Consider the following 26360-nt stretch of genomic DNA (forward strand, 5'->3'; position numbering starts at 1 on the left):
ATATGCTTACCCCGGTACAGGCAGGAGAAATGCAAGGACCTATCAGGAAAAGATGGATAAGCTACAGAGAAAAGTATCTGAATGTAGCACTTGCTTAAAAATAAATATGTACATTTGCTTATGGAAGTTACGAAAAGAGTGTAATTTATTGGAAATGAGCGTAGGTTAATTGCTCTTGATAGTAATAGGTTACGATTTAGTTAGTTATCTACTGCATTATCCTTCTGCGCGTTGCGTAACCTTCAAAGAACTCTTCGTATGCAAAAGTAGCTATTTAATTCGAGATTTTGATATAAACTCCCGTTTTTTATCCCCTCATTCATAAGAATTTTCCGTAAAAGCGGTATTGTCCGTCGGCACACCATTGCCCAAAACGAGTTTGGAACAAACGTGTGCCGACTACCGCATAGCTGGAGAAAAGGGCATTGCCTCACGCCTAAACGATGTTTAGACAGATGAAGCAATGCCCCTTTCTTTTGCGCCTATGCCAAGAGGTGCTTTTACGGGTTTTCAAATGATTTTTCTTTTTTCGCTGTCTCTTTTGCCGGAAGCGGAAAGTGAATGCAGAGTGTGTCAGCCTGCCCCATGAATGAAACAGGCGCCCACACACAGCCGGACAAACCGGGAAGAATGATTGTTGCCACCCGGCTGAACAAGTTCCGTCGGATCGGAAACAATCATACTTCCTTTGTTGTGGTTTGCCCTTTTCACGCTTCCGGTGATGTCTTTTTCCTTTTGGTGATTCTTTTTTTTACGGATTTTCCCCTGAAGTTTTTTTCTACACAATCTGCCTCTGTTTTCGTTTACCTCCATTTTGCGCCTTTCAGTAAGCCGCATCAGTCAGTCATTTTCGTTCTGGGCGCAAAGGTAATTCCGGGATTGGACGGGAAAGCAAGGTCAAGCCTCCTGTTTTCGGTAAAAATCTCCAGCCCTGCGGGTAGTATTTTGACCGAAAAACCTTGCATTCCCTAATCCCTACCTTTTCAAGCACCCGAAACGAAAACGACCGATGCGACAGAAAGACGCATAAAAAAAATGTCGGATAAACGAGAGGCAGATAAGATAGTTTGAAACTCAACTCCCTCAGCTCTTGAATCCGCATTAAAAACAAAAAAATCAAAAACAGCGAAGATATGACGGCAACGGCAAATTTCAGACAAATGGCGCAACACATCGGGTTGGCGATATGCGGCTTGATGATGCGCACCGCCTTCGGGGTGTTCGGCATCCTTTGGGGCATCATCAGAGAGATTGTAAACGGAGTGTTCCGAGTGGCGATAGGTGTAATCGTGGCTATCCTTTCCACCATTGCCTTCTTTGGCTTCATCCTTTGGTTATTCACCCTTTAACCCTTACCGACATGGCAAAAAGAAACAGCAAGACGGCAGCGCAGCAGTGCAGATATTACGAGGTGGACAACATCTTCGTGTATATGGTGGAAACGTACATCAACGGCAATTTTGAAACTTTCCGAAGATTGTACCACGAACTGAACAAGGACGCACGGAGGGATTTCATGGACTTCCTTCTCAGCGAGGTAGAGCCGACCTATTGGAGAGAGATACTGAAACAGATAATCTAAAAATGACAGCGATATGAAAGGAACAGACCATTTCAAGAGAACGATATATATGTACTTGGAACAGCGTGCGGAGGAAGATGCGCTATTTGCAAAGAAGTACCGCAACCCTGCCAAGAACATGGACGAGTGCGTGACCCACATTCTGAACTATGTGCAGAAAAGCGGTTGCAACGGTTTCACGGACGGAGAGATATTCGGGCAAGCCATCCACTACTATGAGGAAAACGAGATAGAGGTGGGCAAACCGATGGACTGCCAAGTGGTTGTGAACCACGTTGTGAAACTCACGGCAGAGGAAAAGGCGGAGGCACGTCAGAACGCTGTCCGCAAATACCAAGAGGAGGAACTCCGCAAGTTGCAGAACCGCCACAGACCGTCAGCGAGAAAAGAAAACCAACCCCAACCCTCATTATTTGATTTAGGCTTATGAAACCGAAGACCAAGATACAGAAAGAGGTGGCAAGACTTTCCGCCAACCTTCGCCCCATATCAGCGACACAAATAGATTGGGCATACCGCCACTGCGTTGAGCATATCGGCTACCGCACCAAGAAAGGGAACATCACCTGTTCCGACTGCGGTCACGAGTGGCACAGCGACAGCGGACTATGCGACACCCTTGAAGGCTGCACCTGCCCCAAATGCCATGCCGAACTCAAAGTGCAGGACACACGCAGACGCATCTACAAGGAAACGCAGAATTTCAGCGTGATAACCACCTGCAAAGGGTATCAGGTAATCCGCGTGGCGCAGGTCAGATGCGAGAGCAGGAAAGGCGAACCGATGCGTTTCTACTGCCACGAGGTCGTGCAGCGTTGGATTTCACCCGACGGCAAGGTTACGGACATGGCGTTGCTCCGTGGCTTCCTTTTCTGCTATTGCGATGTGTGGGCATTAGGCAGCGATATGGAGGTAAGACCGCACAACAGCCTATACGATGATGTGGTGGCAAGAAGCTGTGCATATCCAAAGATGAGGATATTGCCCCAACTCAGACGTAACGGCTTCAAGGGCGATTTCCACGGCATCTCCCCCGTGCGTCTTTTCAAAGCCTTGCTTTCAGACCCAAGAATTGAAACCCTTATGAAAGGCGGTGAGATTGAGGTCATGAAACACTTTCTTTTCAATACCCGTACTGCCGATGAATGTTGGGCATCATATCTGATTGCCAAGCGTCACAAGTATCAGATAGACAACCTCTCAATGTGGTGCGACTATCTGCGTATGCTCAAAAAACTCGGTCAAGACCTCCGTAACCCGAAGAACATCTGTCCCGAAGATTTCATGGCGGCACACGACAACGCAACCCGAAAAATTGAAGCCATACACGAGAAGGAAAGAGCCGCAGAGCAACGCCGTTGGGAGATTGAAAGGCGTGAGCGTGAGCAACAGCGACAACTCCAACGAAAGAAAGATGCGGAGGATTTCATCGCCAACAAATCCAAATTCTTCGGCTTGGTAATCACGGACGAGGAAATAATCGTCAAGGTGCTTGAAAGCATAGACGAGTATTACAACGAGGGCAAGACGCAGGGCATCTGCGTGTTTGGCAGTGGATACTACAAGAAAGCCGACACCCTCATACTATCGGCAAGGATTGGCGATGAGATTATTGAAACCGTAGAGGTGGACTTGCGAACCCTCGAAGTGGTGCAGTGCCACGGCAAGCACAACCAGGACACCGAATATCACGAGCGCATCATAGACCTTGTGAACAAGAACGCCAACCTTATCCGTGAGCGGATGAAAGCGGCATAGCATAACCCCTAAAACAACATTGATATGGAAGTAAGAATTGAAAGTATGATTTGTGTGTGGGATGATGCAATCCCCACGATGTTCCTTGAATTTGTGAACCTCCTCACTCTCACAACGAGTGAGGGGGAATTGAGAAAGAGCGTAAAGGAGTTTGCCGAGAAGCACGAACTTGACAAGTTTTTCCTTTACGGCTTCGGCTCACACCATTTCTACCTGCACCAACGCTACACAAGCAACCCCGAAATGGTGATGAAGAACAGAGTTCTGTCAGTACATTTTTAACCATCTAAAAAGCAACATTATGACAACACGAATGACCATCAACGGAGTAAGCACCTGCGCGGAAGCAGGTACGGAGAAATACGAGCGTTTCCAATCGGGTATCGGAAGACGCAGGCGGACACTTGTGCAGTACGACTACCGCCACCCCATAGACAGAGAATTGTTCTCTTGTGTCAAACCCACGTTGGACGAGTGCCGAGCCGCACGGGACAAGTGGCTGAACGCAAAGAAGGGAAAGGAGGACAGACTATGAACACGACCTATCAAACGCTGATAGTCAAGTTCAGCGAACCTATCACGGCATTGGACGGTATCTTTGACGATACCGGAGCGTGGGGAACGGACACCCTCAAGGGGTGGATAGATGATTACGAAAGCACACGTTTCACCGCCACCGACAGCCATACGGCAGTCATCACGAGCGAGTACAATATGGAATGTGTGAAAGAGTGGCTACAACGGCAGACCCCCATTTCCGAAATGCGAGAATTTTGAACGGGATGGCGGTGTCCGCACCGCCAATACTTAAAACCCTAAAAACAAAAGATATGATAGCCAAGACGATATTACAGCAGATAGGCGGAAAACGCTTCACCGCCATGACAGGTAGCCGTGATTTCATAGATATGGGCAACGGCTTACGGATGAGCCTTGCAAGGAACAAAACAAGTGCCAACCGCCTTGACATCATCTATGACGAAGGGGCAGACCTCTACAATATGCGCTTCTACCGCAGGACGTTCAGCAAAAAGACCTTTGAGTGCAAGACAAAGGACATTGCCGTACACGAGGGTATCTATTTTGATATGCTGGAGGAAATGTTCACGATGGTGACGGGACTTTACACACGCTTTTGAGTGGCGGGGCGGCGAGAGCCGCCCTACTTTCTTTCAGTGAGCATGATGGCGGACAAAGAAAGTAGCAAAGAAACCTTTGTCCAATCTGCGATAACTAAAAAATCCGCAAGTAAAACTTGCGGAGGCTATATATTGGGTCGTTATTTTTTGGTGGAGGGGAATGATAATCTCGAACCGTTGAACTACACATTTCTGCTTCGTCTCCATTTCCCCCAACGATTTGATACGTTCAATCATTTTTGTTGTTCCTTTCTGAATTTTCCTAAATACTTTCTTCATAATTTCGCTATACTTTTTATGGTTAATAACTATGTTTTGTATTGCTCTCACAACACTTACAACTTGAAGTGTTATTTGGAAACCGATAGGCAAAAATGGCTCAACGATGTCAATTAACGAGAAAATCCTACGATAATCTATCAAGTGATAGAGCAAAAGACGTGCCAAGTTAAATATGGCACGTCTTTTGCCAGTTTTGTCAGTCCTTTTATGGGATATACAACAGCGCAAACTCCGCCTTTCTCCGTTTGAGCAGCATGGCGTGGCGTTTTCCTTTGTAGTTGCAGAAGGCTATATACTCACGGTAGATGTTCCTGTCACCAGCTTCCAGCTTCTTGATTAAGGTGCTTTTGGGGATTGTTTTGCTGCCTAACAGCTTCGCCGGTCCCACATTGTAAGCTAACGTGCCAAGCAAAATCGAATCAACCCCGAATTTACGGAACATGGCGACAAATTTGCGCAGGTCTTTCCGCAAAAGTTCATCCGCATCCCGTTTTGTCATGGTTCGTGCCGAATACTTCTCGTTTGGCAAAAGTTTGTGACCCCAACCGACGTATGGGTAGTGTTTTTCTGAGTGCCAGCCTTCAAAGTAGCGGCAGCATAAAAAAGCACGTTCCATAAGCGGCAGTCGGTAGATTGCCGCCTGCCCGTCCGTTCCCTCTTGGCGGCTGATCTGCGCGGACACAGAACAGACCGTCAGAAGTGAACAGAGCATTGTCATGAATACACGCATCATTTCAACAAGGGGCTGAAGTTGCCGATGGGAACGATGGTAAGATCGTCGTCCTTTACATTCCTGTTGTTGAAGTCAAATTCCAGTTCGTAGGAGTTGCTAAAGTTATCCTCCACCACCACGATGAAATTATGCGCCTCATCACCCGCCGCCGTGTAGTACAGGCGGAATTTTTCGTTCTCCAGCAGGTAGCGGTCGTTAGGCAGGAAGGTGATGCCGTTATCCATTTTGAGCGAGCCTTCCCCCTCGAACTGGAAATAGCGGATGGTATAGAGCGTACCCGAAAAGTCGCCCTCCTTTTTCAGTTCACAGCGGATTTCCACTGTCTGCCCCTTTACTACCTTGTTCGGCACGGGCATGACCTCCACCGTGAAGGGATAGGACTGCTGGATGTCCATGTCATCGTCACATGACACGAGGGTGAATGACATGGCGGCTATCAGGCATAACGCCACTGCCTTGAATATTGATGTTCTCTTGTTTCTGTTGTTCAGTATGTTCATTGTTCTTCGATTTTTAGATGGTTGTTTTTCTGTTTTTTCGTTGTCAGTTGCAGGTACTCGTTCAAGTCCTTGCAACCGTCATAGAGGGAGGAACGGTCGGTGACACGTTCCCCGTATCGCATGGTAAGTGCGGCAAGCGTCCGCCGTCCGGCTTCGTCACGGTCGAGGAAGCAGCCGATGCGCCCGTATCCGTCCAGCAATCCCGCCGCCTTCTCCACGTTGGCGACTGAGTTCAGCACAAGACAGTCAGCGTTACCGGTTACACCAAGCGTCACGGCAGAGAGAAAGTCCATGAAGCCCTCGAACACGAGGCACTCGTCAGCCGGGATGTCATTCGCCTTTACCAGTGATACAGACTTCGGAGGTATGCAACCCTTGAAATATCGGCTTCTGACTTCATAGCCACCTGCCATGTTCGGAAAGCCAACGGCAAAATACCGTTTCCCACGCACACCGTAGTTCAAGCGGCAGCAGTGACGGGATGCGATGGCGTAAGGGATGCCCCGTTCCTCTAAATACTCCGTCAGCAGTGAGCGGAGCAGCGGAGCGACCTCCACATCCTCAAAAACGGATTCGGTCGGCTTCGAGAGATAGACGGGCTTTTCCCATCCGGCAACCGTCATATTGGCGGCTTCCGCTATGAACTTCGCTTGCTTCATGAAGTCATCGCTTTGCAGAAACTCCCCGGCAAGCGTGAAGATGTCGCCGCCCTTGCCCAAACCGAAGTCGTACCAGAGCTGTTTCGCCACGTTCACACGGAAAGAGGATGTGCGCTCGCCCCTGTACGGGGCAAGATACCACAGCTCGTTACCGCTCCTTCTGACAGGCTCATGCCCCAGCCGTGCGAGAAAATCCGCAAGCGGCATCCTTCTGACAGCATCTATTTCCGTCCTTTCCATGCCCGTGTCAGTTGATGATGAACTTGATACCGACCCCGAACTGCGTGTGGAACTTCCGTGTGTCGCCACCCCAAAGGCAACGCTCCCGCAGGTTGGCAAGCAGGGCGATACGGTCTGCCACGTAACACTCCACATCGAGCGTCAGCGCACCGCCGTAGATGAAGGCGTCCCGGTCGTGCAGCGTGGAGCCGTCATGCAGCACCTTCTTCCCCCAATTTACCGCCTCATATCCGGCGAGAGCCGAAGCCCCGGCATAGACGAAAACAATCTTTCGGGCGTCCGACAGTATCTTGAAGTAATAGCCGCCCTCCGCCGTGAACTGCGCCACGGGTATCTTGGTGTCCTTGTAGGGATTGTTCTTCAACAGGTATTCGCCACCGAACACCCACTTGTTCCCCTTCTTCGTGTAGGTGGAGAGAGCCGCCCCGAAGCTGTACCCGCCGTCCTTGCCGCCGAGATTGAAGCCGTCCGCCATGTCCGCCCTCACCTCGATGCCCTGCATCTTCGGCAGACACCGCTGGGCGTGCGCCTGCCCTGTAAAAAGGGCAAGCGACGCGATGATTATTGCGATGTACTTTCTCATGGTCAGCGTACTTGAAGTTCGTTGATGGTACCCGCGCGTACCAAATCCTCGTTCTCAATCACGAAGGACTGGTGACGGCCGCCGTTCTTCTCGTTCAATTCCACCACGAGGCACTTGTCATCGGGGATGGTGAACTTCGCCATCGTGAAGACCGTGCGCTCGCTCTTTTTGCCCGGCACGAGGGTGGCGTAGTTCTGCGCGCGGAGCGGCAGAATAATCTGCTCCTGCACGGCAGTACGCTTCGCAACCTTCTTGTCCACGATTTTCCAAGTGATGTAGTCCACATCGAAAGGCACGTTGCTCTGGTTCTTTATCTCCGTGTGGAAATAAAGCAAGCCGTTGTGCGTGTAGATGCCTTTCAACAGGTATTGGATGCCGAAACGCTTGCAGCCGATATGCTTCACCTCGCGCTTGTTCTGTTTGTGGATGGACTTCATGATAAGGCGCACCAGCATCGGGCTTTCGCTGCCCAGCTCTTTCAGATAGATTTCCTGCGCGTTGTTCGGGCGGTTCACCGTGCTGCCGTCATGGATGAAGTCGCACATCTCCACGTTGAGCAACAGCGGTTCGGCGGCGTACTTCACGTTGAAGGTGTAGAAACTGCCGTCCTCCGTGATGACGGACATATTCGTTTCGTTGGGAAAATTCCTTACGGTAGCCTTCACACGGATGATGTTCTCCGCTCCGTCGGCTTTCCCGGCAATCAGGTCGGGCGAGCCTAAATCGACATAGCGCACCTCCGCCGGAAAAATGACGTGGACGGTCTTGTCGTAGGTCACTTCCAGACCGTGCGGCGGTATCATGCGGTCGAAGGTCAGCTTGCGTGACAGCCCGTGATATAGGTCGCCGTCCGCCTCCTTCTGCGGATAGACCTCCTTCGTCAAGGTCGGTTGTTCACTTCCGTTGGTCGTTTCAACGGTTACATTCTCCTGCGCGTTGGCAGTTATGATGCCCATAGCGAGGGCAAACATGATGATTACTTTTCTCATTACTTTTGGATTTTAGTGGTAATTTTTATTGTTTTCAATATTTTTCTTGGTAAAGCATGACCCTGTACCCGGCTTTCAGATGCACCTTGACGGTTCGCATCTTTTTGGCGATGTACTGGCTCGTGCCTTGTATCAGCCCCTTGCCCAAGTCGGAGGCGAGCTGCGCCCCGGCATTGGTGGAGATGTTGATGCTGCTTCCCAGCGAGCCGCCCATGTTGGCGGCGACCTCCCGGACGGCGTTCATCTCCATCGAGTTCGGGATGAAGATGCCGGGCTGTCCGTCCGTGTCATAGACCGCAAGCTCCACGGGGATAATCGTGCCGTCGTATTCCAGCGAGGTAATCTCGATGTCGAGCCGCTCACCCTGTATCTTGCCCGTGCCGACCACCACCGCACCCCGGGGTATTGTCCTGCCTGCCACCGCCATAGGCTCCAGCAGGCGCAGCCTTACCGTCTGCCCGTCCGTCACGCTCTGCGCCCCATGCACGCACGCCGGTATGGTGTTCCTGTCCAATACCTCCGCCGTGCCGACAGCCGTGTTGAAACCCCGGTTGCGTTCCTGCGATAAGGCGGCGACAAACTCCGCGTTACTCATAGGCTGTGAGAGTGAAGAAACTACTTGATGCTCCACCTGTCTGATAGGCATTGCCTTGTTCTTCTTCCCTTTCTGCACGGTAGTTGGCTCTGCCCTCTGTTCCGCCGATGGCTGTCCTCCGTTCTGACCGCCCATGTACTTTGCCGCCAGCTCGTAGGACTTCTCCATAAGAGCCACCTGCTCGTCCATAGAGGAAGCCTTGCCCCTCTCGCTTTCCAGTTCCGACTCCAGCGATGCGATGCGCTCCAACAATTCGTCCATCTCCGCATTGTCGTTTTTCGGCTGGTCGTAGAAGTTTCCGAGCGTGGCGTTCAGGTCACGGTAGGCGGCTGCGGAGGACTGGATGGTCTGCGGCGTGGCTGGCTTTGCCCTTTCTTCCTTGCCGCCCGGATTGGCGAGGTCGAAGTCCACTCCGTTCTCCGTTCCCGCTATCTCGCGGTCGAACATGTCGCCCAGCTGCCCGATGGCACGGTTGCGGCTCTCCTGACGCTCTTCCATCTCCCCATGCTCGTAGGCTTTCAGCTTGTCGCCGATAATCTGCCGGTTCGCCTTGTCAGCGTCGGGCATCTCGGTGTTGTATCCGTCCGTTCCCGGCGGTTGCTCCTTGCCGGAGGACGGGGCGAATATCAGCCACATCGCCCCGATGAACACCAACACCATAGCGGGCAGCACGATCATCTTCTGCCGTTTCAGCCGTTGCGCCTCTGTCAGCGGTTCGCGCTCCTTTTTCGGTTTCCCCGTTTCGGGAGCAGCTTTGTTCTCTTTCGTCGGTTCATTCTTTGTCTGTTCCATATAAATAAGGTGTTAAGTGATTGCCTGTTTCCGCCGGGGTCGGCAGTTCCACCCGTCCGGCGTGTCCCGTTTCCATATGTGAGCCGTCGTTCCTGCCGATGTCATAGACGGCTCTGCCGAAGGTGTAAAGGGCAAGCACCGCGAAGGCGGCGAACATCCCCAGCACGATGCGGCGGCGTGTTTCCGGCGGCAAGCCGTCCAGATACCCTTTGAGACTTGCCGCCAAGCGTTTCCGTTTGTCGTGGAGTTTCCAATACATGCCCCACATTGATTTTCTGATACTTTTCATGTCCTGTTACCGTTTGATAGTCTGTAAATCCTTGTTCTCAATGATGGTGAAACCCTCGATGGTAAAACCGTTCGGGTTGTCATCCGACCGCGATGCGTTCAGCAGGCGGCAGGTGGTCACGAGGCTGCGCTCGGTGACGTTGCTCTGCCGGATGATTTTCTGTGTGGCGTAGGTCACGGCACGGTAGGGATAGGCGTTGAAGTCGCACACCACGCTGTCCACCTTCAGCACTTGGTTGATGTTCCCGGCGATGATGCGGTTGTAGTACCCCTTCTCCGCGAAGTCCGAATAATAGTGGTACACGCTCTTGTCCGCCAGCAGCAAGGCACGTTTCACGTTGTGTTCAATCGCGCTTTTTTCAGGTGATAGCGTGAAGAACATCTCGTGGAAACGGCGCACATGTTCCCGTGCCTCCGCCGGGCGGTTCTGCGACAAATCCTGAGACAAGGCGAGCATCAGGCTCTTGCCGTTGTCCAGCACATAGATTTTCTCCCGTTGCTTCTCTGCGAAACGGTAGGAGTTCCACACGCTCCACACCGTCACCACGGCGCACAGCGAGAGGAAGACGATACCGAACAGGCGTATCTGCCTGAACGACGATTCGATGTTTCTAAGTGATTTGAATTCCATTTATATTTTCCAATTTATGATTGCACATTGATTATTTCAGCAATTTGCCGACACGTCCGACTGCGTTTCCTGCGGCTGCACCCGCCACGCTGCCCGCCATGCTTCCGGCTCGTCCCGCCATCTGGTTCACGTTGCGACCGTAACCGCCCATGCCTCCGGCTTGGATAATCCAGCCCGCAACGGTGGGAATGGTAAAGTAGCCGATGATGCCGATGCAGAGGAATACGATATACACCCCGTCGCTCGAATCCAGCGAGAAGTTCGGGTCTGCCTGCATCCGCTCGATGTCGTTTTGCAGCATCAGAACCTGTATCTTCGCCAGTATGGTGCTGAACATGTCCGATACCGGTAGCCACAGATAGACCTGTATATAGCGGCATATCCACTGCGTGAGCGTGTTTTGGAAACCGTCCCATACCGACAGGGCGAAGGCTATCGGACCGAGAATCGCCAGCACCACGAGAAAGAAGGTGCGGACGGTGTCTATCACGAGGGCGGCGGCTTGGAACAGCAGTTCGAGTATCTCGCGGAAGAAGTCGCGGATGCTCTTCTTCATGTTGTACATTCCCCGGTCGATATACATTCCCGCCATCGTCACCATGTCGGAGGGCGACCAGCCGAGTTCCTCCAGTTGCTTGTCAAATTCCTCGTTGGACACGAGGTAGGCGGTTTCGGGGTTGCGTACCATCGCCTCGTATTCCAGTTTGTCCTTCTGCTCCCGGTATCGGTTCATGTCCAGCGTTTCCGCCTCCAGCATCTTTGCCGTGCCCTGTACGACGGGTGAGAGGATGCTGTTTATCGTGCCCAGCACCACAGTCGGGAAGAACATGATGCACAGACCGATGGCAAAAGGACGGAGCATCGGGAATACGTCTATCGGTTCAGCTCTCGCCAGCGACTGCCATACCCGGTAGGCGACGTAGAACAGCGCACCCAGCCCGGCGATGCCTTTCGCCACACCAGCCATGTCCCCACACAGCGGCATCATCTGCTCATAAAGTGAACGTAAAATCTGATGAAGGTTGTCGAACTTCATAGGCTACCATTATCTTTCGTTCATGTTCCCGTACAGCCCCATGATGCGGTCGAGGTCGTTCTTCTTTTTCGCACGCAGGTAACTCACGGAGATGTTCTTGTTCGTGTAGTAGCTCACGAGGTTGCGGTAACGCTTCATCTTCGAGTGGCAGCGTTCCACCACGTCCATGCGCTCCTTGTCGGTCATGGAGAGCGTGGTGATGTTCACCACGTTCCTGAGTTCCGTCAACACTTCGTTGCTTTCCTCCAGCAGTTTCGTGTAGCCGAAAGCGATTGCGGAAAGCTCTTCGGGTCTGAAATTCCCGTCACGGAGCATCCGTTGGAAACTGTTCACATAGATGTCTGTGATGTCGCCCACCATCAGGATGGTCTGCTGCACCTTGCGGGCGTCCTTGACCAGATTGTTCACCGATTTGAGGGCATCGTAATACTTCTTGCCCTGCTGATAGATTTTCACCGTCTCCTGAAAGTTGCTCACCATGTTCGTGGCGGTCTTGGAGGTATGGATGATGTTTTTGGAGGCATTGATGATGCCCTGCGCTAGATTGCCCGGATCGCTTACGACCCACTGTGCGCTTGCCCTGCCCGCGAAAAGCAGGCACAGGCAGATAATCATTGTTATTCTTGTTCTCATGTTACTTTGGATTTTAGTGGTTGTTATTCTTCGGTCGGATGTCCCGGCTGCGGCTTCACCCGCACATAGTCCCCGTTTGGCGAGAAAGTCAGCACATCCGTGGCCTCGTTGTAGGACACGTCGATGCGGAAGCCGGTGTTCATGAACAGGTTGCCGTTCTCCTCCTGCAAGAGATAGGTTTCCGGCTTGAGCTTGCGGCGCAGACCGCTACGACGGAACACCGTCACTTTGTAGGCTTCGCCCTCCTTGTAGATAAGCACGTCAGGTTTTCCCTCCACGCTCTCCCAGTTCCCGCACAGCATGTCGCGGCGGTTGTCGGCCACGTCGCAGGATTGCAGCATCATGACCGCCAATCCGATAAGGCACTTGCTGACTTGCAGCATTTTCACTTTTGGTAAATTCATACGCGTTTTTCTTTTTTGGTTGATACATTCTGTTTTTTAGTTATTCCTTGTTTCTCCGCCTTTCGGCAAGCTGCCGGATGGCGGCTTCGATGTCGTCGCCCAGCTTCTCCGCCAGACGGTAAACCTCCACTTTTTCCGTTTCCTCGGTGGTGTACGCCAGATACTCTTCCGCGCTGACCTCCGTGGCATAGACCGCCGACTGCGTGCCGCCCAAGCCTATCCACACCTCCTTGTAGAGCCGTGAAGGGTTGTTCGCCATGTTGATGGAGAGTATCTGCGACTTCTCCTTTTCCGTCAGTCCGAGCAACGCCTGTATCTGGTCGAACTTGTTCATATATTTCCTTTGGTCAAGCAGGATTTTACAATCCGAGTTGTTGATAATGCTCTCTTTGACCACCGGAGAACTGATAATGTCGTCCACCTCCTGCGTCACCACGATTGCCTCGCCGTAATATTTTCTGACCGTCTTATACATATAGCGCAGATATTCAGCCATGTTCGCCGATGAGAGGGCCTTCCAAGCCTCTTCCACGATAAGCTGTTTCCGCACGCCTTTCAGCCGCCGCATCTTGTTGATGAAGGCTTCCATGATGATGATGGTCACGACGGGGAACAGTTCGCGGTTTTCTTTAATCGAATCTATCTCGAAGACGATGAACCGCTTGCCGAGCAGGTCGATGTTCTCCGTGGAGTTGAGCAGGAAATCGTAACGCCCGCCCCGGTAATACTGCCGCATGGTGGTGAGCATGTTGTCGATGTTGAAGTCGGACTTCTCCACCTTGATGTCACGCTGTGCCAGTTCCTTGCGGTAGTCGTCACGCATATACTCGTAGAAGGTGTTGAACGACGGCACGATGCTACGGTCGGATTGGATGCGCTCAATATAGGCACTCACGGCACTGCCCAGCTCGCCGCTCTCCGTCTTTGTCACCTTGTCGTCCTCCGACTTCCAGAGCGTCAGCAACAGGGTCTTGATGCTGTCCTTCTTCTCCACGTCGAAGATGTAATCGTCGGTGTAGAACGGGTTGAAGCTGATGGGCTTATCTTCCGTGTAGGTGAAATACACACCGTCCGCTCCGCCTGTCTTGCGTCGGATCATGCCGCACAAGCCCTGATAGGAGTTTCCCGTGTCCACCAATACCACATGTGCGCCTTGCTCATAATATTGGCGCACGAGGTGGTTCATGAAGAAAGACTTGCCGCTGCCCGAAGGACCCAGCACGAACTTGTTGCGGTTGGTCGTGATACCTCGCTTCATGGGCAGGTCGGAGATGTCAAGGTGCAGCGGTTTTCCCGTGAGCCTGTCCACCATCTTGATGCCGAAGGGCGAGAGCGAGCTGCGGTAGTTGGTTTCCTCTGTGAACAGGCACACCGCCTGTTCGATGAAGGTGTGGAAACTCTCTTCCGCCGGGAAGTCCGCCGCATTGCCGGGTATCGCCGCCCAGTAGAGTGTCGGGCAGTCGATGGTGTTGTGGCGCGGCACGCATTCCATGCTTGCCAACTGGCTGCCCACGTCGTTCTTGATATGCTTCAGTTCCTCCGCATCGTCGCTCCACGCCATGACGTTGAAGTGTGCCCGTACCGAGGTCAGTCCGTAGGAATGGGCTTCGTTCAGGTATTGGTCTATCCACTCGCGGTTGATGCTGTTGCTCCTTGAATAGCGAGATAGCGACTGCATGTTACGGGCGGACTTCTCGAACTTCTGCAAGGTTTCCTCACTGTTGTCTATCAGCACATACTGGTTGTAGATATGGTTGCAGGAGAGCAGAAGCCCCACCGGGGAGGCGAATGACAGTCGGCAGTCACTCCGGTCGGTGGAGAGCTTCTCGTAACGGGTGTCGGTAGCCACCTTGCCCGGCAGGTCTTCCGCGTCGGAGAGGGTGTGCAGACACAGGCGGTTGTCGCCGATGCGCATCTCCCTTGCCGAAAGCTCGATGTCCTGCAAGGTGGTGTCACCTTCCGGCATGAGCGAGAAGTAGCGTTCAATAAGTCCCGTCTTTCCCTCAGTACCCACAATCTCATCGGTGGAGAGGCGGCGCAGCCTGACAAGCCCGCTGTCGTTCATGATGCGCTCGAACTGTTCGCAGGCTTCCAAGAACTTGGTCGTGGTTTCCCTGTCCAGCTCCTTCGGGATGATATGTCCCCGGCACAGCGTGCTGAAATTGCTCTGCATCCGGTTACGCTCCTTTGTTGTCTTGGTCAGGTAGAGGTAGCAGGTGTGTTTCAGGTACGGACGCTCGTTGAAGTGACGCTCGAAAGAGCGGCTTAAAAAGCTCATGTCGTCCTTCTGAAGCTCCGGTTTGTAGCGTTCCTTGATGAACCAGTCCTGTTTGTGGACGACGGAGTAGTCCGGCAGCACCTTGATAGCCTTGCACCAGCAACTGTGTATCGCCTCGTACTCCGCACCCGTCACGGTGTAAAGTTCCGGTAGTTCCACCTCGAAAGCCACCGTGATGTCGGCGTCCTTTGAGATGATGCAGCCATGCTCCACCGCTAAAAGTGGGAACCTGTTTTCCAGTGTTGTCATTTTCGATGTATTCCTCATTGTCTTTCTTCCTTTCGTTGTCGTTTGAACAGACGGGTTATCCGCCGCCGGTTGATAAGGTATCGGGGATGGCTCCGTGCCGCTCCTAATTTCATCAGCCCGTGTTCACCGTACCGGGCGTTCAGCGCGAAGGTCTGCCATACAAGGAGGGAGGACGATGCCGCGCCGAAGCCGATACATATCCACTGGTCGATACCGACCATGTAGAGGATGACGAACAGGACGAAGAGAGCCAGCAGACCTCCGCAGAAGATGAAGAGGTACTGTGCCTTCAAGCCCTTGAACTCTACCGGACGGCCGATACCCTTGTTGATTGGGTATTCAGCCATACATTATTTATTAAAGGAAGAATGAGCGCAGGATGGTGGCGGCAACAATCAGGAAGATGCACGCGCCGAACCACGAGGCGGCTGTCTTGCTGGTGTCGGGGTCGCCCGATGAAAACTTGCCGTACACTTTTACGCCCCCGATAAGCCCGACGACTGCACCGATGGCGTATATCAGTTTAGTTCCGGGGTCGAAATAAGAACTCACCATAGAGGTGGCTTCGTTGATGCCCGCGATGCCGTTTCCCTGCGCGAAAGCGGAGGCGGTTGCGGCGATGACAAGTGCCGCGGAGAGGATTGCTTTTCTGTTTTTCAAGATGTTCTTGTTCATAAACTGTTCTTGTTTTTTGCCGTCAAAAGGGTGGATGGTCCTTTGTCGGGCGGTTGATACTTTGTTTCTTTACTTTGGTTTTAGTGGATGCCCGTTTGTTTCCACGGACGTGGGCGTGTCCGTTGCGGATGGGGATGCGCCTTGCGTTTCCTCGCCGCGTGGGTTGATGTCATTCTTTCATGTTCATTTCTTTTATTGTTGTCATACATAGTTGCGAATGTCGAACTCCTCGATGTTGTCCGGCACGACGAACTCCTTTTCAGATTTCTTCAGCCGAATCTCGATAAGCCCCTTGATGCGGATGCCTATCTCCGAAGAGCCTTCCATCATTTTCTCGTACAACTCCGTGCCCTCCATGTCGGTGAACACCTTAGCCGCCTTTTCACGTTCCGCCTGTGTCGCGTCCGGGTTTTTGGCGGTCTTGCAGGCGTCGTCAATCTCGTCAAAGCTGCTGCCCGAAGCCCGTGGCGTGTCCGAGGCGTCCTCTTCCGGTTCGTCGTCCCCGTATCCCAGTTCCTCCGGCGGTATGCTCGTGAAGGTCTCATCGAGTTTTTCCTCCGGGACTTGTGCCGGGCGGGATGCGTTTCCCGTTTTTCCGTCGTCAAAAGTAGCCTCTTCCTCCGACAGCTCAATGCCTTTTTCAATAGTGGCGGCTTCTTGCGTCGGTATGGCAGCGGTTGTCCGGGTGGATGCCATCCTGAAACGGCTCTTGCCGATGATGTCCGCCTTTTCCGCAGGGACTTCCTCGTGTGCCGCTATGCGTTTAGCCTCATTCCCGTCCAGTGACCGCCATAATCCGACAATGCCCTTGAAGAAGCGGACAATCCGCGTGTCCATGATGCGCTCGTAAAGGAGCAGGAACAGGAACCAGAGGTTGCAGCCGACCGATACCGCCAGCAGAATGTCTGTCATGCTGATTGTGTAATTCATATCCTTCCGTTTTTGGTTAGAATACTGAATTGTAATTTCGGGCATAAAGGCTCTTTATCGCATCTTCGCACTGGTTGAAGTGGTGCGTCAGCACATGGTCGATGTAAGCGGACAGCGTAAGCCGGTCATGCCCGATTACACGGGTGATACGCATGATACGCTCGTGGTACTCCGGGCGCACATACGCCATCTTCCCCTCACGTGCCTTTACTTCCGGGTCGCGGATGAACAGGCGTTCATAGTCCTTCTCACTGCATTTGCCGCTTACCGGGACAGGCGACAGTATTTCCACACTCGCCTGCACTTGGGTAAACATACCTCCGCAGTCTTGCTGTGGTCTTTTTTCATTCGGTGTCATTTCTTTTTCCATTTTCAAATCAGATCTTCACGTTGTTTCTTGTACAGTTCGTTGATTCTCTCCTTGTGCTGTTCCAGATGCTGGCGCAGCACGGTATCCACATATCCGCCTACTGAGATTTCCCCTCCGGCGATGTCGTTCACGATTCTGAGGATCTTGCCGTGGACGTCACGGCTGATATAGACACATTGGCGGGTCTTTATCTCGTTGCGGCGCAGGAATAGCTCGTTGTAGTCCTCGTCCTGCCTTTTCCGGCGTCCACTTTCCCTCTGCGCTTTTTCCCGTGTTACGGGTTGCACAGGAGATGGTTCCGGTGCGGCGGTGTCCTCTTCGGTCGGTGCAGCTGCGGGTACTTCCTGTGCGGGGCGCAGTGTCCCGTCCTGTGTGCGCCGCCCGATGGAGGCTAACAGCAGTTCCTCGTCGATGCCTTCCGTGTTCACTTTCCTGCTGCCCATGCTCACTGCGGTCTGATGATGTCGCTTATCTCTTCGGAAAACTCCCGGATGCCACTCCCTTTCAGCAGTGCCGTGTCCATCGGGAAGATGGTGGAGCGGAAAACGCTCTTGCGCTCTTCCGAAAGGTCACGGCGGAACTTCTTGCTGTCGGGCAAGCGGGTGGAAAGTACCGGAAAGCCCATTTCGGCTATCACTTCCTCGTAGATGCCGTACAAGTCGTTCCTCTCCCTGCCGTCCACCATCGTCCAGAACAGATGCAGCCCCTTTGTTTTCGCCTGTCCGGTAGTCATCAGCCTGTCGCGGAACATCGTGACGAATTTCAGGGTACTCTCCACGACAAAGCGGTCGGCACTCAGCGGAGTGAAAATGTAGTCCATCTGCGAGAGCGTCTTTATCACGCCGTTGCTTCGGAGTGTGCCGGGCATGTCGAAGAACACCACGTCGGGTTTCACGTCCTCAGTGGCAATCATCCTCTCGGCATCGTCGAGGGCGTTCACCGCATTGCTTTTGACGATGGTGTAGGCGTTCTTTTTGATCCGGCGGAAATGGTCGCAAGCGAGAGCCTTGAAGTAGGTGCTGCTGTCGATAAGCCCCATTTCGTGTTCGCGCAGCCCGTGGATGCTGTGCTGCGGGTCGTCGCAGTCCACGACGGCGACATTGTAGCCTTTCACGTTGTGCAGGTAGCTGGCGGCAAGTGCCGTGACAGTGGATTTGCCGATGCCACCTTTCTGTGTTGCGAATGCAACGAAGATTTCCTTACTCATAGTTCCATTTATTTTAATTGTTGATGATTTGTTTTTCTGTTTCCATACGGATTTGGCTGTCGCACCATCCGCTTCCGTGACTACACACGCAGGCGGGTCGTCGCGTATCCGGTTCTGTGGTGAAGCGGTGCGTCGGACAAATGGTGATTGACGACATTGCGTCATGAAGTCATTGAATCCATACGTCACCGAATTGTCGGAGAACCGGGTTTCCGACGGTTCGGGTATCCGTTTCGGCAAGTATCCGAAGAAGCGGATTTCCGGGTATTTGAATGTTCCGTTTATCATATCTTCAAATCGTTCGTTTCTTGAATCATGCTGCAAATAAACAAGTATATTTTGGAACCTGTATCACTTCTCCGGCAAGTGGCGGCACGTTGCGCCGGTTGGCAGTCATTGACCGGGTCAAGCATCTGTCCGATACCGCTTTAAGGGCGTAACTTTGCACCCGGACAGCAGGGTTCGCCGATGACGCGCGGCCCGGAGTCCTGAAAGGTATTTTCCCAATCCGTCCCCTGACGGATTTTTATGTTCACCTGAACATAGCAAGATGTCTTTTCAGCCGCTCAAAATATTTTGAGCAGCCACGAAAAGCACTTGCCCTTGCAGGGGGCGGGCTTTCCCTCCGAAGTCGGGAAGCCTTTCAGAACTGCGGTGCTGTAATCCGAAGCGGCGGCTTATGCCGTCAATCCGCTAAATCCAAAGTAATATGAAAGAGAAAAGGAAAAGCAAATCAGGGAGAAATCCCAAACTTGATCCGGCGGTGTACCGGTACACCGTCCGTTTCAACGAGGAGGAACACAACCGTTTCCTCGCCATGTTCGGAAAATCGGGTGTCTATGCACGGTCTGTTTTCCTCAAAGCGCACTTCTTCGGGCAACCGTTCAAGGTGCTGAAGGTGGACAAGACGTTGGTGGACTATTACACCAAACTGTCGGATTTTCATGCACAATTCCGTGCCGTGGGTACGAATTACAACCAAGTCGTGAAGGAACTGAGGCTGCATTTTTCAGAGAAAAAGGCGATGGCGTTGCTCTACAAATTAGAGCAACACACCGTCGAACTCGTGAAACTGAGCCGCCGGATTGTGGAACTTTCAAGGGAAATGGAGGCAAAATGGTCGCAAAAATCAGTGTAGGAAGTTCGTTGTACGGCGCGATTGCCTACAACGGGGAGAAGATTAACGAGGCGCAGGGGCGGCTTCTCACCACCAACCGCATCTACAATGACGGTTCGGGAACGGTGGACATAGGCAAGGCGATGGAGGGTTTTCTCACCTTCCTGCCACCGCAGATGAAGATCGAGAAGCCGGTGGTGCATATCTCTCTCAACCCGCACCCGGAGGATGTGCTGACCGATATTGAGTTGCAGAATATCGCCCGCGAGTATCTGGAAAAACTCGGTTTCGGAAACCAGCCTTATCTTGTATTCAAGCACGAGGACATCGACCGCCACCACCTGCACATCGTGACGGTCAACGTGGACGAGAACGGGAAAAGGCTCAACCGGGATTTTCTCTACCGCCGCAGCGACCGTATCCGCAGGGAACTGGAACAGAAGTACGGATTGCATCCGGCAGAACGTAAAAATCAGAGATTGGATAATCCGTTGCGCAAGGTGGCCGCATCGGCAGGTGATGTGAAGAAGCAGGTAGGCAACACCGTGAAGGCTCTGAATGGGCAGTACCGTTTCCAGACGATGGGCGAATACCGTGCGCTCCTTTCCTTATATAATATGACGGTGGAGGAAGCGAGGGGCAACGTGCGCGGACGGGAGTATCACGGGCTGGTCTATTCCGTCACGGACGACAAGGGTAACAAGGTGGGCAACCCGTTCAAATCCTCGCTTTTCGGGAAGTCCGCAGGCTATGAAGCCGTACAGAAGAAGTTTGTCCGTTCCAAATCGGAAATCAAGGATAGGAAACTGGCAGACATGACGAAACGCACCGTCCTTTCCGTGCTGCAAGGCACTTATGACAAGGACAAATTTGTATCCCAACTCAAAGAGAAGGGCATCGACACCGTACTGCGCTACACAGAGGAAGGGCGCATCTATGGGGCTACCTTCATCGACCACCGCACGGGATGCGTGCTGAACGGTTCGCGCATGGGTAAGGAGCTTTCGGCGAATGCCTTGCAGGAACACTTCACCCTGCCATACGCCGGACAACCGCCGATACCGCTATCCATCCCTGTGGATGCTGCGGACAAGGCACACGGGCAGACCGCCTACGACAGTGAAGATATATCGGGCGGTATGGGCTTGCTCACTCCCGAAGGTCCGGCGGTAGATGCCGAGGAAGAGGCTTTCATCCGGGCGATGAAGCGCAAAAAGAAGAAAAAACGCAAGGGCTTGGGTATGTAATCAGAGTATCAACAATTAAAAAATCAATGTATGTCACAACAAGAAGACGATTTGAGGGCATTGGCGAAAATCATGGATTTTCTGCGTGCCGTGAGTATCATTTTAGTGGTCATGAACGTGTACTGGTTCTGCTACGAAGCCATCCGGCTGTGGGGCGTGAACATCGGCGTGGTGGACAAAATCCTTCTGAACTTCGACCGCACGGCGGGGCTGTTCCATTCCATTCTCTACACGAAGCTGTTTTCCGTCCTTTTGCTTGCCTTGTCCTGTCTGGGTACGAAGGGTGTCAAGGGTGAGAAAATCACTTGGGGGAGAATCTGGACAGCATTTGCCGTCGGGTTCGTGCTGTTTTTCCTGAACTGGTGGTTGCTGCCCCTGCCGCTGCCGCTTGAAGCGGTGACGGGACTGTATGTCCTTACCATTGGAACGGGCTATGTCTGCCTGTTGATGGGTGGTCTGTGGATGAGCCGCCTGTTGAAACACAATTTGATGGAGGATGTTTTCAACAACGAGAACGAGAGTTTCATGCAGGAAACGAGGCTTATCGAAAGCGAGTATTCGGTCAATCTGCCGACACGTTTCTATTACAGGAAACGCTGGAACAACGGTTGGATCAATGTAGTTAATCCCTTCCGTGCGTCCATCGTGTTGGGTACGCCGGGCAGCGGCAAGTCCTATGCCGTGGTAAACAATTTTATCAAGCAACAGATTGAAAAGGGCTTTAGTCAATACATCTACGATTTCAAGTATCCCGACCTATCTACTATTGCCTACAACCATTTGCTGAACCACCCGGACGGCTACAAGGTAAAGCCGAAGTTCTATGTGATCAACTTCGACGACCCGCGACGCTCTCATCGGTGCAATCCCATTCACCCGGATTTTATGGAAGATATTACGGATGCCTATGAGAGTGCCTACACAATAATGCTCAACCTCAATAAAACGTGGGTGCAAAAGCAGGGCGACTTCTTCGTGGAGTCACCTATCATTCTGTTTGCCAGTATTATCTGGTATCTCAAAATCTATCAGAACGGGAAGTTTTGCACGTTTCCCCATGCTATCGAGTTTCTGAACCGCCGTTACGAGGATATATTTCCGATACTGACCTCTTATCCGGAGCTGGAGAACTACCTTTCGCCGTTCATGGATGCGTGGCTTGGAGGGGCTGCGGAGCAGCTCATGGGTCAGATAGCGTCGGCAAAAATCCCGCTTTCGAGGATGATTTCACCGCAGCTCTACTGGGTGATGTCAGACAGCGAGTTTACGCTGGACATCAACAATCCCGAAGAGCCGAAAATCCTCTGCGTGGGTAACAATCCCGACCGTCAGAATATCTACGGTGCGGCACTCGGTCTGTATAATTCCCGTATCGTGAAGCTCATCAACAAGAAGGGGATGCTGAAGTCATCGGTCATCATCGACGAGTTGCCCACAATATACTTCAAAGGGTTGGACAATCTTATAGCTACCGCCCGAAGCAACAAGGTTGCCGTGTGTCTGGGCTTTCAGGATTTCAGCCAGTTAGTGCGTGACTACGGGGACAAAGAGGCGAAAGTGGTGATGAACACTGTCGGCAATATTTTCTCCGGTCAGGTGGTGGGGGAAACAGCCAAGACGCTCTCCGAGCGGTTCGGTAAGGTGTTGCAGAAACGGCAGTCCATCTCCATCAACCGGCAGGATGTTTCCACCTCCATCAACACGCAGATGGACGCGCTCATTCCACCGAGTAAGATTTCCGGGCTTACGCAGGGAATGTTTGTCGGTTCTGTATCCGACAACTTCAACGAGCGTATCGAGCAGAAGATTTTTCATTGCGAGATTGTGGTGGATGCCGAAAAGGTGAAACGGGAAGAAAGTGCCTACAAGAAAATTCCCGTCATTACAAACTTCACGGACGAGGACGGCAACGACCGCATGAAGGAAACGGTGCAGGCGAACTACCGGCGCATCAAGGAAGAGGTGAAGCAGATTGTGCAGGAGGAACTGGAGCGTATCAAAAACGATCCGGTGCTGTGTAAACTGCTACCAGATAATGAGACTGTCTAACAAGTCCCCAAAATTGAAAATTATCCCTATCGAAGTTTGAAGTGACCCCCAAAAGTTGGATACAATTTTTTTGGGGGGCACTTCAGTTCTGACGGGTAAAATCGTAAAATTCGGACTTGTTAGACAAATACTTACGCGGTTTCAACCTCAGGTACTGAATCTATCGAATTGACAAATTTAACCAATTGCGGATCTGAATCTTTTTGTATGAGGTTTCGGAGACTCTTTTTCAATTCATAAGCATCATCCCCTGCTGTATTTATTAAATCCATATAAAAATCTTTGTTTTGCAGAATCAATGAACGGCATGCCCCATCGGAAATTACAGGTTTCACTATTTTATCAATAACGTCTCCAGCTTGACTTTTCAAATTACCATGCGATCTAAGCCATGTTTCGAAAAATTGAAACTTTATTGCATTGATAGTCTTTTTACCGATGCAGAAATCATTTCTTATATCGGTAACTGTCGATTTAATTTTTCGTTTATCCAATCTTTCAACTATATTCTTGAAACAATTAGGGAAAGGATTCAAACTTTGAGTTCCAGAAGCAATATCCATCAGAATCTTTTTGCCAAATTCAGTCAAGTTATCTGGCAAGGATTTGATTTTAGCCAGTAAATGTTTTATTGCGACAAACCAATAATATGATGTATGTGCTGTTCTTTGGGCGTATAATGTATCAACACTTATTTCAGACAACGCTTCGAACGCTATTTTATTGATATGATCGGTCAGGACATTGCTTATTTTAGTGGTCAAATCGTAAAAAGATGCGTCAGGAATTACATCTTTAATATTGTTCTTAGTGATATACTTATCCAAATCGGTATTCCACTCTGCTAAATGCTCGATAAATACCTCATCCGTTACACCTATTCTGTTCTTAATATCTTCAAATTGGGGCAATATGTCTGAGAGCAATAATTTATAGCCAAGTTTATGATTTACCATGTATTGTAGTGTTTCATTTAATAGCGGTATATTCCATCCCACACTATTTACTAATAAGTCTCCATGATCCACATAATAGTCCATGAGTTCTGCAACATATTTTATATCTCCACCCTCTATTAAGGAAACGGAATGACCATGTGCCAATTGCATGGCGACTAAATCGTAATATCCAGACTCTTTAATGTTTCGGCCATCAGTTTCTAATTCAGAATGCAACTGATTTATGTAGGTTGAATCTAACGTTACAGGTAAAGGTCTTTCTTCGTCAGATGCCAATAAACGATAGGTTGTAAATATAGCCCCTATATTATCTTTATTTACATTCTGTTCATCAATGCAATTCGTGATCGCTTGCAAAAGCGTTGGAAACGTATAGGTAGAATTATCTTTTAACGTTTTTACAATATCTGCATGGTCGAAATTATCGGGTAGTAAGTTTGCCAAATAATTATCGAGCGCCTCCGAATTTGTTGCTACTTGATAATATTTATATGCTTTAGTTGTCGCGTTATCCCGATAGGCAGCATCTGTTGCATTTGCAGCTTGAATATAATCGATAAATGTATTTGGCTTGACTGTTTTTGCTTCAATCAATGACGTAAAATCGCACGCCAACTTATTTTGCGCAATAAACCTGTCTATTGCATCTAACGTTTTGAAATAGTCGCCGCCATTGAAGTCATTGAACCGAACTATCTTCTTATATAATTGAGCAATCACATGGTTTTGGCTTTCCGTGTCTAAATGCAACAGCAGTTCTTGGTATTCGACAGGGAACACCTGCTTCTCTATGGATTCTTTTAATTTCAATTGTGCTATTCTTTGCCATACACGCAGAATAACATCGCTCTTTCGAGTTAATTTATGCAAACAATGTATAATCTTATCGATAAGCGCATTGTCCATACATTGTATAACTTCTTCTAATACAGTGTCAAATTGTTTATTAGTCTCTGCATATTGATTTATGTCGTGGTCTTCTTCTCCGTTGATGCAGCCTTCAATATATTTTTTCAATGGAATTTGTCGAGCATCTTCAACATCGACACCATATACCAAAGCTGCAATTTCGCGTTGTGTTTGCAGATCATTGTTAATTATTGTTTGAATGCCATTCAGATAGTCGCCGGACAATATTTGTTCTACTGGATTTGCCAGAATATCCGTCTTCTTCAAACAGAACAATGCTATGTTTATCATCAAAATTTCGTTACACCACTCTTGTTTAAGAGCGACCATCTCATTGATATATGATATAATTTCCCTAACATTGGCATTAGGATTTACCAATCTGAATATCCGATTTATAGTTTCTTTCGCTTCATTTTCTGTTTCTCCAAATGCTTCAACAAACAGTTTGTTGAATATACTTCGATAGTCGGTAATAACAGGAGGAGCAACACGATAAACAATAGGGAAAGTTTTATTGATAAAATACTTGGTCAGTTGTTTCGTTTGTTCGTCGGTCTCATCTCCGAATGCACAAGCTAAATGTGTTTCATCGAAAGGAATAACAGCCCAAACATTTTCAAAACCGCTATCGGCGAAGAACGTATGGATAGAAGACCATAATTCTTTTACTTTTTCAGCGGGGAGACGATCCATGTTGTCAAAAACAAGGACTAATTTACGTTGTCCTTTTTCCTTGATAAAATCAGAAATGTCTTGCATCCATGTTTTGAACTCGTAAACCGTTGGTTCGTCTTCGCTCAAAGTCTCATAGCAAACGTCCTTTTCGACTTTATCTTGATAAATAGCTAACATATAACTCCATCCATATTTATGATCTTTGCTATATGCCCATTTCCAAACGCACAATGCAATAAGAACTGGCAGTGCAGCTATGATAATAGACAATAAAGAAAACCACCATGTTGTGGGTGTAGGTTTTACTGCATACGCAATAAATGTAAATATCGGAGTTAAAACTGCAACCAAAAATGCCGCAACCATACCATTACTGATAAGGGGATATTTTTCGGTTACGGTCTCCGTTTTACGGGCTAATAAATATTTCAGCTTTTCAGACCATGATACGGTTTTCGTACCTCCACCTTTGACTTTTATTGTTGCATTTCCAGATAGGATACCATCATCAATAAGTTTGCTTGTAAGCAATTCCAATATAGAGCGGCGTTGCAAGTCCTCTTGATGTCCCCATGCGTCATACTCAAAAAAGTAATAGTCGTCTGATAATTCACGTTCCAACATTTTAACCACGTTGGATTTTCCAGATCCCCAAATACCTTCGATGCCGATAATTCGAGGTAAAGTACATTCCTCATCCAATGAATCATTCTGACAAAAATGGCGAGCAATAGTTTTTGCCAACCTTTCTTGCGAACCTCCATCGAATTTGTCAATACCACACGGTTTATTTTGGATAAACCGCGGATATTGCTGTTTGGATTGTAGTTTTGTTTCCATATACGTAA

33 protein-coding genes are annotated in these 26360 nt (G+C 50.3%); 12 read left to right on the plus strand and 21 right to left on the minus strand.

Going from position 1 to position 26360, the window contains the following annotated elements; all coding sequences use genetic code 11:
* Positions 1-573 precede the first annotated feature (573 nt).
* Positions 574-837 carry a hypothetical protein gene (locus tag NBH01_RS24200; protein WP_005653600.1) on the minus strand — a complete coding sequence of 88 codons (264 nt, stop codon included), beginning with the start codon at positions 835-837 and terminating at the stop codon, positions 574-576.
* A gap of 296 nt (positions 838-1133) precedes the next feature.
* Between NBH01_RS24200 and NBH01_RS24205 the strand changes: the two genes are divergently transcribed.
* Genes NBH01_RS24205 through NBH01_RS24240 form a run of 8 tightly spaced genes read left to right on the plus strand, consistent with a single transcriptional unit; the run spans position 1134 to position 4479 of the window.
* Complete coding sequence (locus tag NBH01_RS24205) at positions 1134-1349, plus strand: hypothetical protein (RefSeq protein WP_004291535.1); 216 nt, start codon at positions 1134-1136, stop codon at positions 1347-1349.
* An 11-nt stretch (positions 1350-1360) separates the two neighbouring features.
* Positions 1361-1582, plus strand: coding sequence for a hypothetical protein (locus NBH01_RS24210; protein ID WP_004291534.1), 222 nt, complete (start codon positions 1361-1363; stop codon positions 1580-1582).
* A gap of 13 nt (positions 1583-1595) precedes the next feature.
* The gene (locus NBH01_RS24215) at positions 1596-2012 is read left to right on the plus strand and encodes a PcfK-like family protein (protein WP_004291533.1); all 417 of its coding nucleotides are present in this window, start codon (positions 1596-1598) and stop codon (positions 2010-2012) included.
* Positions 2009-3340, plus strand: a complete 1332-nt coding sequence (locus tag NBH01_RS24220) for a PcfJ domain-containing protein (RefSeq protein WP_004291532.1) — start codon at positions 2009-2011, stop codon at positions 3338-3340. Before NBH01_RS24215 ends, NBH01_RS24220 begins: the two co-directional genes overlap by 4 nt.
* 24 nt (positions 3341-3364) lie before the next feature.
* Positions 3365-3622: a DUF8466 domain-containing protein gene (locus tag NBH01_RS24225; RefSeq protein WP_004291531.1), complete on the plus strand. Its 258-nt coding sequence runs from the start codon at positions 3365-3367 to the stop codon at positions 3620-3622.
* Between the two features lie 19 nt (positions 3623-3641).
* Positions 3642-3875, plus strand: coding sequence for a DUF3873 domain-containing protein (locus NBH01_RS24230; protein ID WP_004304291.1), 234 nt, complete (start codon positions 3642-3644; stop codon positions 3873-3875).
* Positions 3872-4117, plus strand: coding sequence for a DUF6956 domain-containing protein (locus NBH01_RS24235; RefSeq protein ID WP_004291529.1), 246 nt, complete (start codon positions 3872-3874; stop codon positions 4115-4117). The genes NBH01_RS24230 and NBH01_RS24235 overlap by 4 nt, the downstream gene beginning before the upstream one ends.
* Positions 4118-4170: 53 nt before the next feature.
* Positions 4171-4479 (plus strand): hypothetical protein, encoded by a 309-nt coding sequence (locus tag NBH01_RS24240; RefSeq protein ID WP_004304290.1) that lies wholly within the window; start codon positions 4171-4173, stop codon positions 4477-4479.
* A gap of 33 nt (positions 4480-4512) precedes the next feature.
* Here NBH01_RS24240 and NBH01_RS26745 read toward each other — a convergent pair whose 3' ends face one another.
* The 19 genes from NBH01_RS26745 to NBH01_RS24335 all read right to left on the minus strand — a co-directional run bounded on the left by NBH01_RS26745 (position 4513) and on the right by NBH01_RS24335 (position 18718).
* Entirely contained in the window at positions 4513-4902 is a 390-nt protein-coding gene (locus tag NBH01_RS26745) for a hypothetical protein (protein WP_004291527.1), read from the minus strand.
* Between the two features lie 64 nt (positions 4903-4966).
* Complete coding sequence (locus NBH01_RS24250) at positions 4967-5494, minus strand: glycoside hydrolase family protein (protein ID WP_004291526.1); 528 nt, start codon at positions 5492-5494, stop codon at positions 4967-4969.
* Positions 5491-5994, minus strand: coding sequence for a DUF3872 domain-containing protein (locus NBH01_RS24255; protein ID WP_004291525.1), 504 nt, complete (start codon positions 5992-5994; stop codon positions 5491-5493). The genes NBH01_RS24250 and NBH01_RS24255 overlap by 4 nt, the downstream gene beginning before the upstream one ends.
* On the minus strand, positions 5991-6893 hold the full coding sequence (locus NBH01_RS24260) for a DUF8464 domain-containing protein (RefSeq protein ID WP_004291524.1): 903 nt from the start codon (positions 6891-6893) through the stop codon (positions 5991-5993). Before NBH01_RS24260 ends, NBH01_RS24255 begins: the two co-directional genes overlap by 4 nt.
* Positions 6894-6900: 7 nt before the next feature.
* Complete coding sequence (locus NBH01_RS24265; protein WP_004291523.1) at positions 6901-7476, minus strand: conjugal transfer protein TraO; 576 nt, start codon at positions 7474-7476, stop codon at positions 6901-6903.
* 2 nt (positions 7477-7478) lie between these two features.
* Positions 7479-8465, minus strand: coding sequence for a conjugative transposon protein TraN (gene traN, locus NBH01_RS24270; protein WP_004291522.1), 987 nt, complete (start codon positions 8463-8465; stop codon positions 7479-7481).
* Positions 8466-8499: 34 nt separating this feature from the next.
* Positions 8500-9852, minus strand: coding sequence for a conjugative transposon protein TraM (traM, locus tag NBH01_RS24275; protein ID WP_004291521.1), 1353 nt, complete (start codon positions 9850-9852; stop codon positions 8500-8502).
* Positions 9833-10120: a TraL conjugative transposon family protein gene (locus NBH01_RS24280; protein ID WP_018697145.1), complete on the minus strand. Its 288-nt coding sequence runs from the start codon at positions 10118-10120 to the stop codon at positions 9833-9835. The genes traM and NBH01_RS24280 overlap by 20 nt, the downstream gene beginning before the upstream one ends.
* A 27-nt stretch (positions 10121-10147) precedes the next feature.
* A complete protein-coding gene (gene traK / locus NBH01_RS24285) occupies positions 10148-10771 on the minus strand; it encodes a conjugative transposon protein TraK (protein ID WP_004291519.1) in 624 nt (207 codons plus the stop codon).
* 31 nt (positions 10772-10802) lie between these two features.
* Positions 10803-11807, minus strand: a complete 1005-nt coding sequence (gene traJ / locus NBH01_RS24290; RefSeq protein WP_004291518.1) for a conjugative transposon protein TraJ — start codon at positions 11805-11807, stop codon at positions 10803-10805.
* Positions 11808-11816: 9 nt separating this feature from the next.
* Positions 11817-12440: a DUF4141 domain-containing protein gene (locus NBH01_RS24295; RefSeq protein WP_250700339.1), complete on the minus strand. Its 624-nt coding sequence runs from the start codon at positions 12438-12440 to the stop codon at positions 11817-11819.
* Positions 12441-12463: 23 nt separating this feature from the next.
* Positions 12464-12844, minus strand: a complete 381-nt coding sequence (locus NBH01_RS24300; protein WP_004291516.1) for a DUF3876 domain-containing protein — start codon at positions 12842-12844, stop codon at positions 12464-12466.
* A 40-nt stretch (positions 12845-12884) separates the two neighbouring features.
* On the minus strand, positions 12885-15389 hold the full coding sequence (locus NBH01_RS24305; RefSeq protein ID WP_004291515.1) for a TraG family conjugative transposon ATPase: 2505 nt from the start codon (positions 15387-15389) through the stop codon (positions 12885-12887).
* Positions 15386-15718: a DUF4133 domain-containing protein gene (locus NBH01_RS24310; RefSeq protein ID WP_004291514.1), complete on the minus strand. Its 333-nt coding sequence runs from the start codon at positions 15716-15718 to the stop codon at positions 15386-15388. The genes NBH01_RS24305 and NBH01_RS24310 overlap by 4 nt, the downstream gene beginning before the upstream one ends.
* A gap of 10 nt (positions 15719-15728) precedes the next feature.
* Entirely contained in the window at positions 15729-16046 is a 318-nt protein-coding gene (locus NBH01_RS24315; protein ID WP_002560983.1) for a DUF4134 domain-containing protein, read from the minus strand.
* A gap of 201 nt (positions 16047-16247) precedes the next feature.
* A complete protein-coding gene (locus NBH01_RS24320; protein WP_004304280.1) occupies positions 16248-16976 on the minus strand; it encodes a hypothetical protein in 729 nt (242 codons plus the stop codon).
* 16 nt (positions 16977-16992) lie between these two features.
* Positions 16993-17346 (minus strand): DUF3408 domain-containing protein, encoded by a 354-nt coding sequence (locus NBH01_RS24325; protein WP_004291505.1) that lies wholly within the window; start codon positions 17344-17346, stop codon positions 16993-16995.
* 2 nt (positions 17347-17348) lie between these two features.
* Complete coding sequence (locus NBH01_RS24330) at positions 17349-17789, minus strand: DUF3408 domain-containing protein (RefSeq protein WP_004291503.1); 441 nt, start codon at positions 17787-17789, stop codon at positions 17349-17351.
* 2 nt (positions 17790-17791) lie between these two features.
* On the minus strand, positions 17792-18718 hold the full coding sequence (locus tag NBH01_RS24335; protein ID WP_005783105.1) for a ParA family protein: 927 nt from the start codon (positions 18716-18718) through the stop codon (positions 17792-17794).
* On the opposite strand from NBH01_RS24335, the gene NBH01_RS24340 reads away from it, so the two are divergent.
* The 4 genes from NBH01_RS24340 to mobC all read left to right on the plus strand — a co-directional run bounded on the left by NBH01_RS24340 (position 18717) and on the right by mobC (position 22966).
* A complete protein-coding gene (locus tag NBH01_RS24340; RefSeq protein WP_196029218.1) occupies positions 18717-18881 on the plus strand; it encodes a hypothetical protein in 165 nt (54 codons plus the stop codon). The two genes, NBH01_RS24335 and NBH01_RS24340, sit on opposite strands and share 2 nt — an antisense overlap.
* Positions 18882-19262: 381 nt before the next feature.
* Complete coding sequence (gene mobA, locus NBH01_RS24345) at positions 19263-19691, plus strand: conjugal transfer protein MobA (protein ID WP_004291488.1); 429 nt, start codon at positions 19263-19265, stop codon at positions 19689-19691.
* Complete coding sequence (gene mobB / locus NBH01_RS24350) at positions 19670-20917, plus strand: conjugal transfer protein MobB (protein ID WP_004291483.1); 1248 nt, start codon at positions 19670-19672, stop codon at positions 20915-20917. The genes mobA and mobB overlap by 22 nt, the downstream gene beginning before the upstream one ends.
* Before the next feature lie 30 nt (positions 20918-20947).
* Complete coding sequence (mobC, locus tag NBH01_RS24355; RefSeq protein WP_004291482.1) at positions 20948-22966, plus strand: conjugal transfer protein MobC; 2019 nt, start codon at positions 20948-20950, stop codon at positions 22964-22966.
* Positions 22967-23097: 131 nt separating this feature from the next.
* On the opposite strand, the gene NBH01_RS24360 is transcribed toward mobC, so the two are convergent.
* Entirely contained in the window at positions 23098-26352 is a 3255-nt protein-coding gene (locus tag NBH01_RS24360) for a P-loop NTPase fold protein (protein WP_004291481.1), read from the minus strand.
* Positions 26353-26360 lie beyond the last annotated feature (8 nt).

The sequence above is a fragment of the Bacteroides sp. B1-V-101 genome, from assembly GCF_023656585.1.
Classification (GTDB): domain Bacteria; phylum Bacteroidota; class Bacteroidia; order Bacteroidales; family Bacteroidaceae; genus Bacteroides; species Bacteroides thetaiotaomicron.

Bases quoted from the DNA above. Each gene is read 5' to 3' on its own strand.
- NBH01_RS24235 (WP_004291529.1), top strand. From the start codon at position 3,872: ATGAACACGACCTATCAAACGCTGATAGTCAAGTTCAGCGAACCTATC.
- NBH01_RS24250 (WP_004291526.1), bottom strand. From the start codon at position 5,494: ATGATGCGTGTATTCATGACAATGCTCTGTTCACTTCTGACGGTCTGT.
- mobB (WP_004291483.1), top strand. From the start codon at position 19,670: ATGGTCGCAAAAATCAGTGTAGGAAGTTCGTTGTACGGCGCGATTGCC.
- mobA (WP_004291488.1), top strand. From the start codon at position 19,263: ATGAAAGAGAAAAGGAAAAGCAAATCAGGGAGAAATCCCAAACTTGAT.
- NBH01_RS24215 (WP_004291533.1), top strand. From the start codon at position 1,596: ATGAAAGGAACAGACCATTTCAAGAGAACGATATATATGTACTTGGAA.
- NBH01_RS24205 (WP_004291535.1), top strand. From the start codon at position 1,134: ATGACGGCAACGGCAAATTTCAGACAAATGGCGCAACACATCGGGTTG.
- NBH01_RS24320 (WP_004304280.1), bottom strand. From the start codon at position 16,976: ATGAATTACACAATCAGCATGACAGACATTCTGCTGGCGGTATCGGTC.
- NBH01_RS24225 (WP_004291531.1), top strand. From the start codon at position 3,365: ATGGAAGTAAGAATTGAAAGTATGATTTGTGTGTGGGATGATGCAATC.
- NBH01_RS24220 (WP_004291532.1), top strand. From the start codon at position 2,009: ATGAAACCGAAGACCAAGATACAGAAAGAGGTGGCAAGACTTTCCGCC.
- NBH01_RS24230 (WP_004304291.1), top strand. From the start codon at position 3,642: ATGACAACACGAATGACCATCAACGGAGTAAGCACCTGCGCGGAAGCA.
- traN (WP_004291522.1), bottom strand. From the start codon at position 8,465: ATGAGAAAAGTAATCATCATGTTTGCCCTCGCTATGGGCATCATAACT.
- NBH01_RS24280 (WP_018697145.1), bottom strand. From the start codon at position 10,120: ATGTGGGGCATGTATTGGAAACTCCACGACAAACGGAAACGCTTGGCG.
- traJ (WP_004291518.1), bottom strand. From the start codon at position 11,807: ATGAAGTTCGACAACCTTCATCAGATTTTACGTTCACTTTATGAGCAG.
- NBH01_RS24255 (WP_004291525.1), bottom strand. From the start codon at position 5,994: ATGAACATACTGAACAACAGAAACAAGAGAACATCAATATTCAAGGCA.
- NBH01_RS24200 (WP_005653600.1), bottom strand. From the start codon at position 837: ATGCGGCTTACTGAAAGGCGCAAAATGGAGGTAAACGAAAACAGAGGC.
- NBH01_RS24360 (WP_004291481.1), bottom strand. From the start codon at position 26,352: ATGGAAACAAAACTACAATCCAAACAGCAATATCCGCGGTTTATCCAA.
- NBH01_RS24340 (WP_196029218.1), top strand. From the start codon at position 18,717: ATGAAGTCATTGAATCCATACGTCACCGAATTGTCGGAGAACCGGGTT.
- NBH01_RS24300 (WP_004291516.1), bottom strand. From the start codon at position 12,844: ATGAATTTACCAAAAGTGAAAATGCTGCAAGTCAGCAAGTGCCTTATC.
- NBH01_RS24265 (WP_004291523.1), bottom strand. From the start codon at position 7,476: ATGAGAAAGTACATCGCAATAATCATCGCGTCGCTTGCCCTTTTTACA.
- NBH01_RS24240 (WP_004304290.1), top strand. From the start codon at position 4,171: ATGATAGCCAAGACGATATTACAGCAGATAGGCGGAAAACGCTTCACC.
- NBH01_RS24210 (WP_004291534.1), top strand. From the start codon at position 1,361: ATGGCAAAAAGAAACAGCAAGACGGCAGCGCAGCAGTGCAGATATTAC.
- NBH01_RS24315 (WP_002560983.1), bottom strand. From the start codon at position 16,046: ATGAACAAGAACATCTTGAAAAACAGAAAAGCAATCCTCTCCGCGGCA.
- mobC (WP_004291482.1), top strand. From the start codon at position 20,948: ATGTCACAACAAGAAGACGATTTGAGGGCATTGGCGAAAATCATGGAT.
- NBH01_RS24325 (WP_004291505.1), bottom strand. From the start codon at position 17,346: ATGGAAAAAGAAATGACACCGAATGAAAAAAGACCACAGCAAGACTGC.
- traM (WP_004291521.1), bottom strand. From the start codon at position 9,852: ATGGAACAGACAAAGAATGAACCGACGAAAGAGAACAAAGCTGCTCCC.
- traK (WP_004291519.1), bottom strand. From the start codon at position 10,771: ATGGAATTCAAATCACTTAGAAACATCGAATCGTCGTTCAGGCAGATA.
- NBH01_RS24335 (WP_005783105.1), bottom strand. From the start codon at position 18,718: ATGACGCAATGTCGTCAATCACCATTTGTCCGACGCACCGCTTCACCA.
- NBH01_RS24310 (WP_004291514.1), bottom strand. From the start codon at position 15,718: ATGGCTGAATACCCAATCAACAAGGGTATCGGCCGTCCGGTAGAGTTC.
- NBH01_RS24260 (WP_004291524.1), bottom strand. From the start codon at position 6,893: ATGGAAAGGACGGAAATAGATGCTGTCAGAAGGATGCCGCTTGCGGAT.
- NBH01_RS24295 (WP_250700339.1), bottom strand. From the start codon at position 12,440: ATGAGAACAAGAATAACAATGATTATCTGCCTGTGCCTGCTTTTCGCG.
- NBH01_RS24330 (WP_004291503.1), bottom strand. From the start codon at position 17,789: ATGGGCAGCAGGAAAGTGAACACGGAAGGCATCGACGAGGAACTGCTG.
- NBH01_RS24305 (WP_004291515.1), bottom strand. From the start codon at position 15,389: ATGAGGAATACATCGAAAATGACAACACTGGAAAACAGGTTCCCACTT.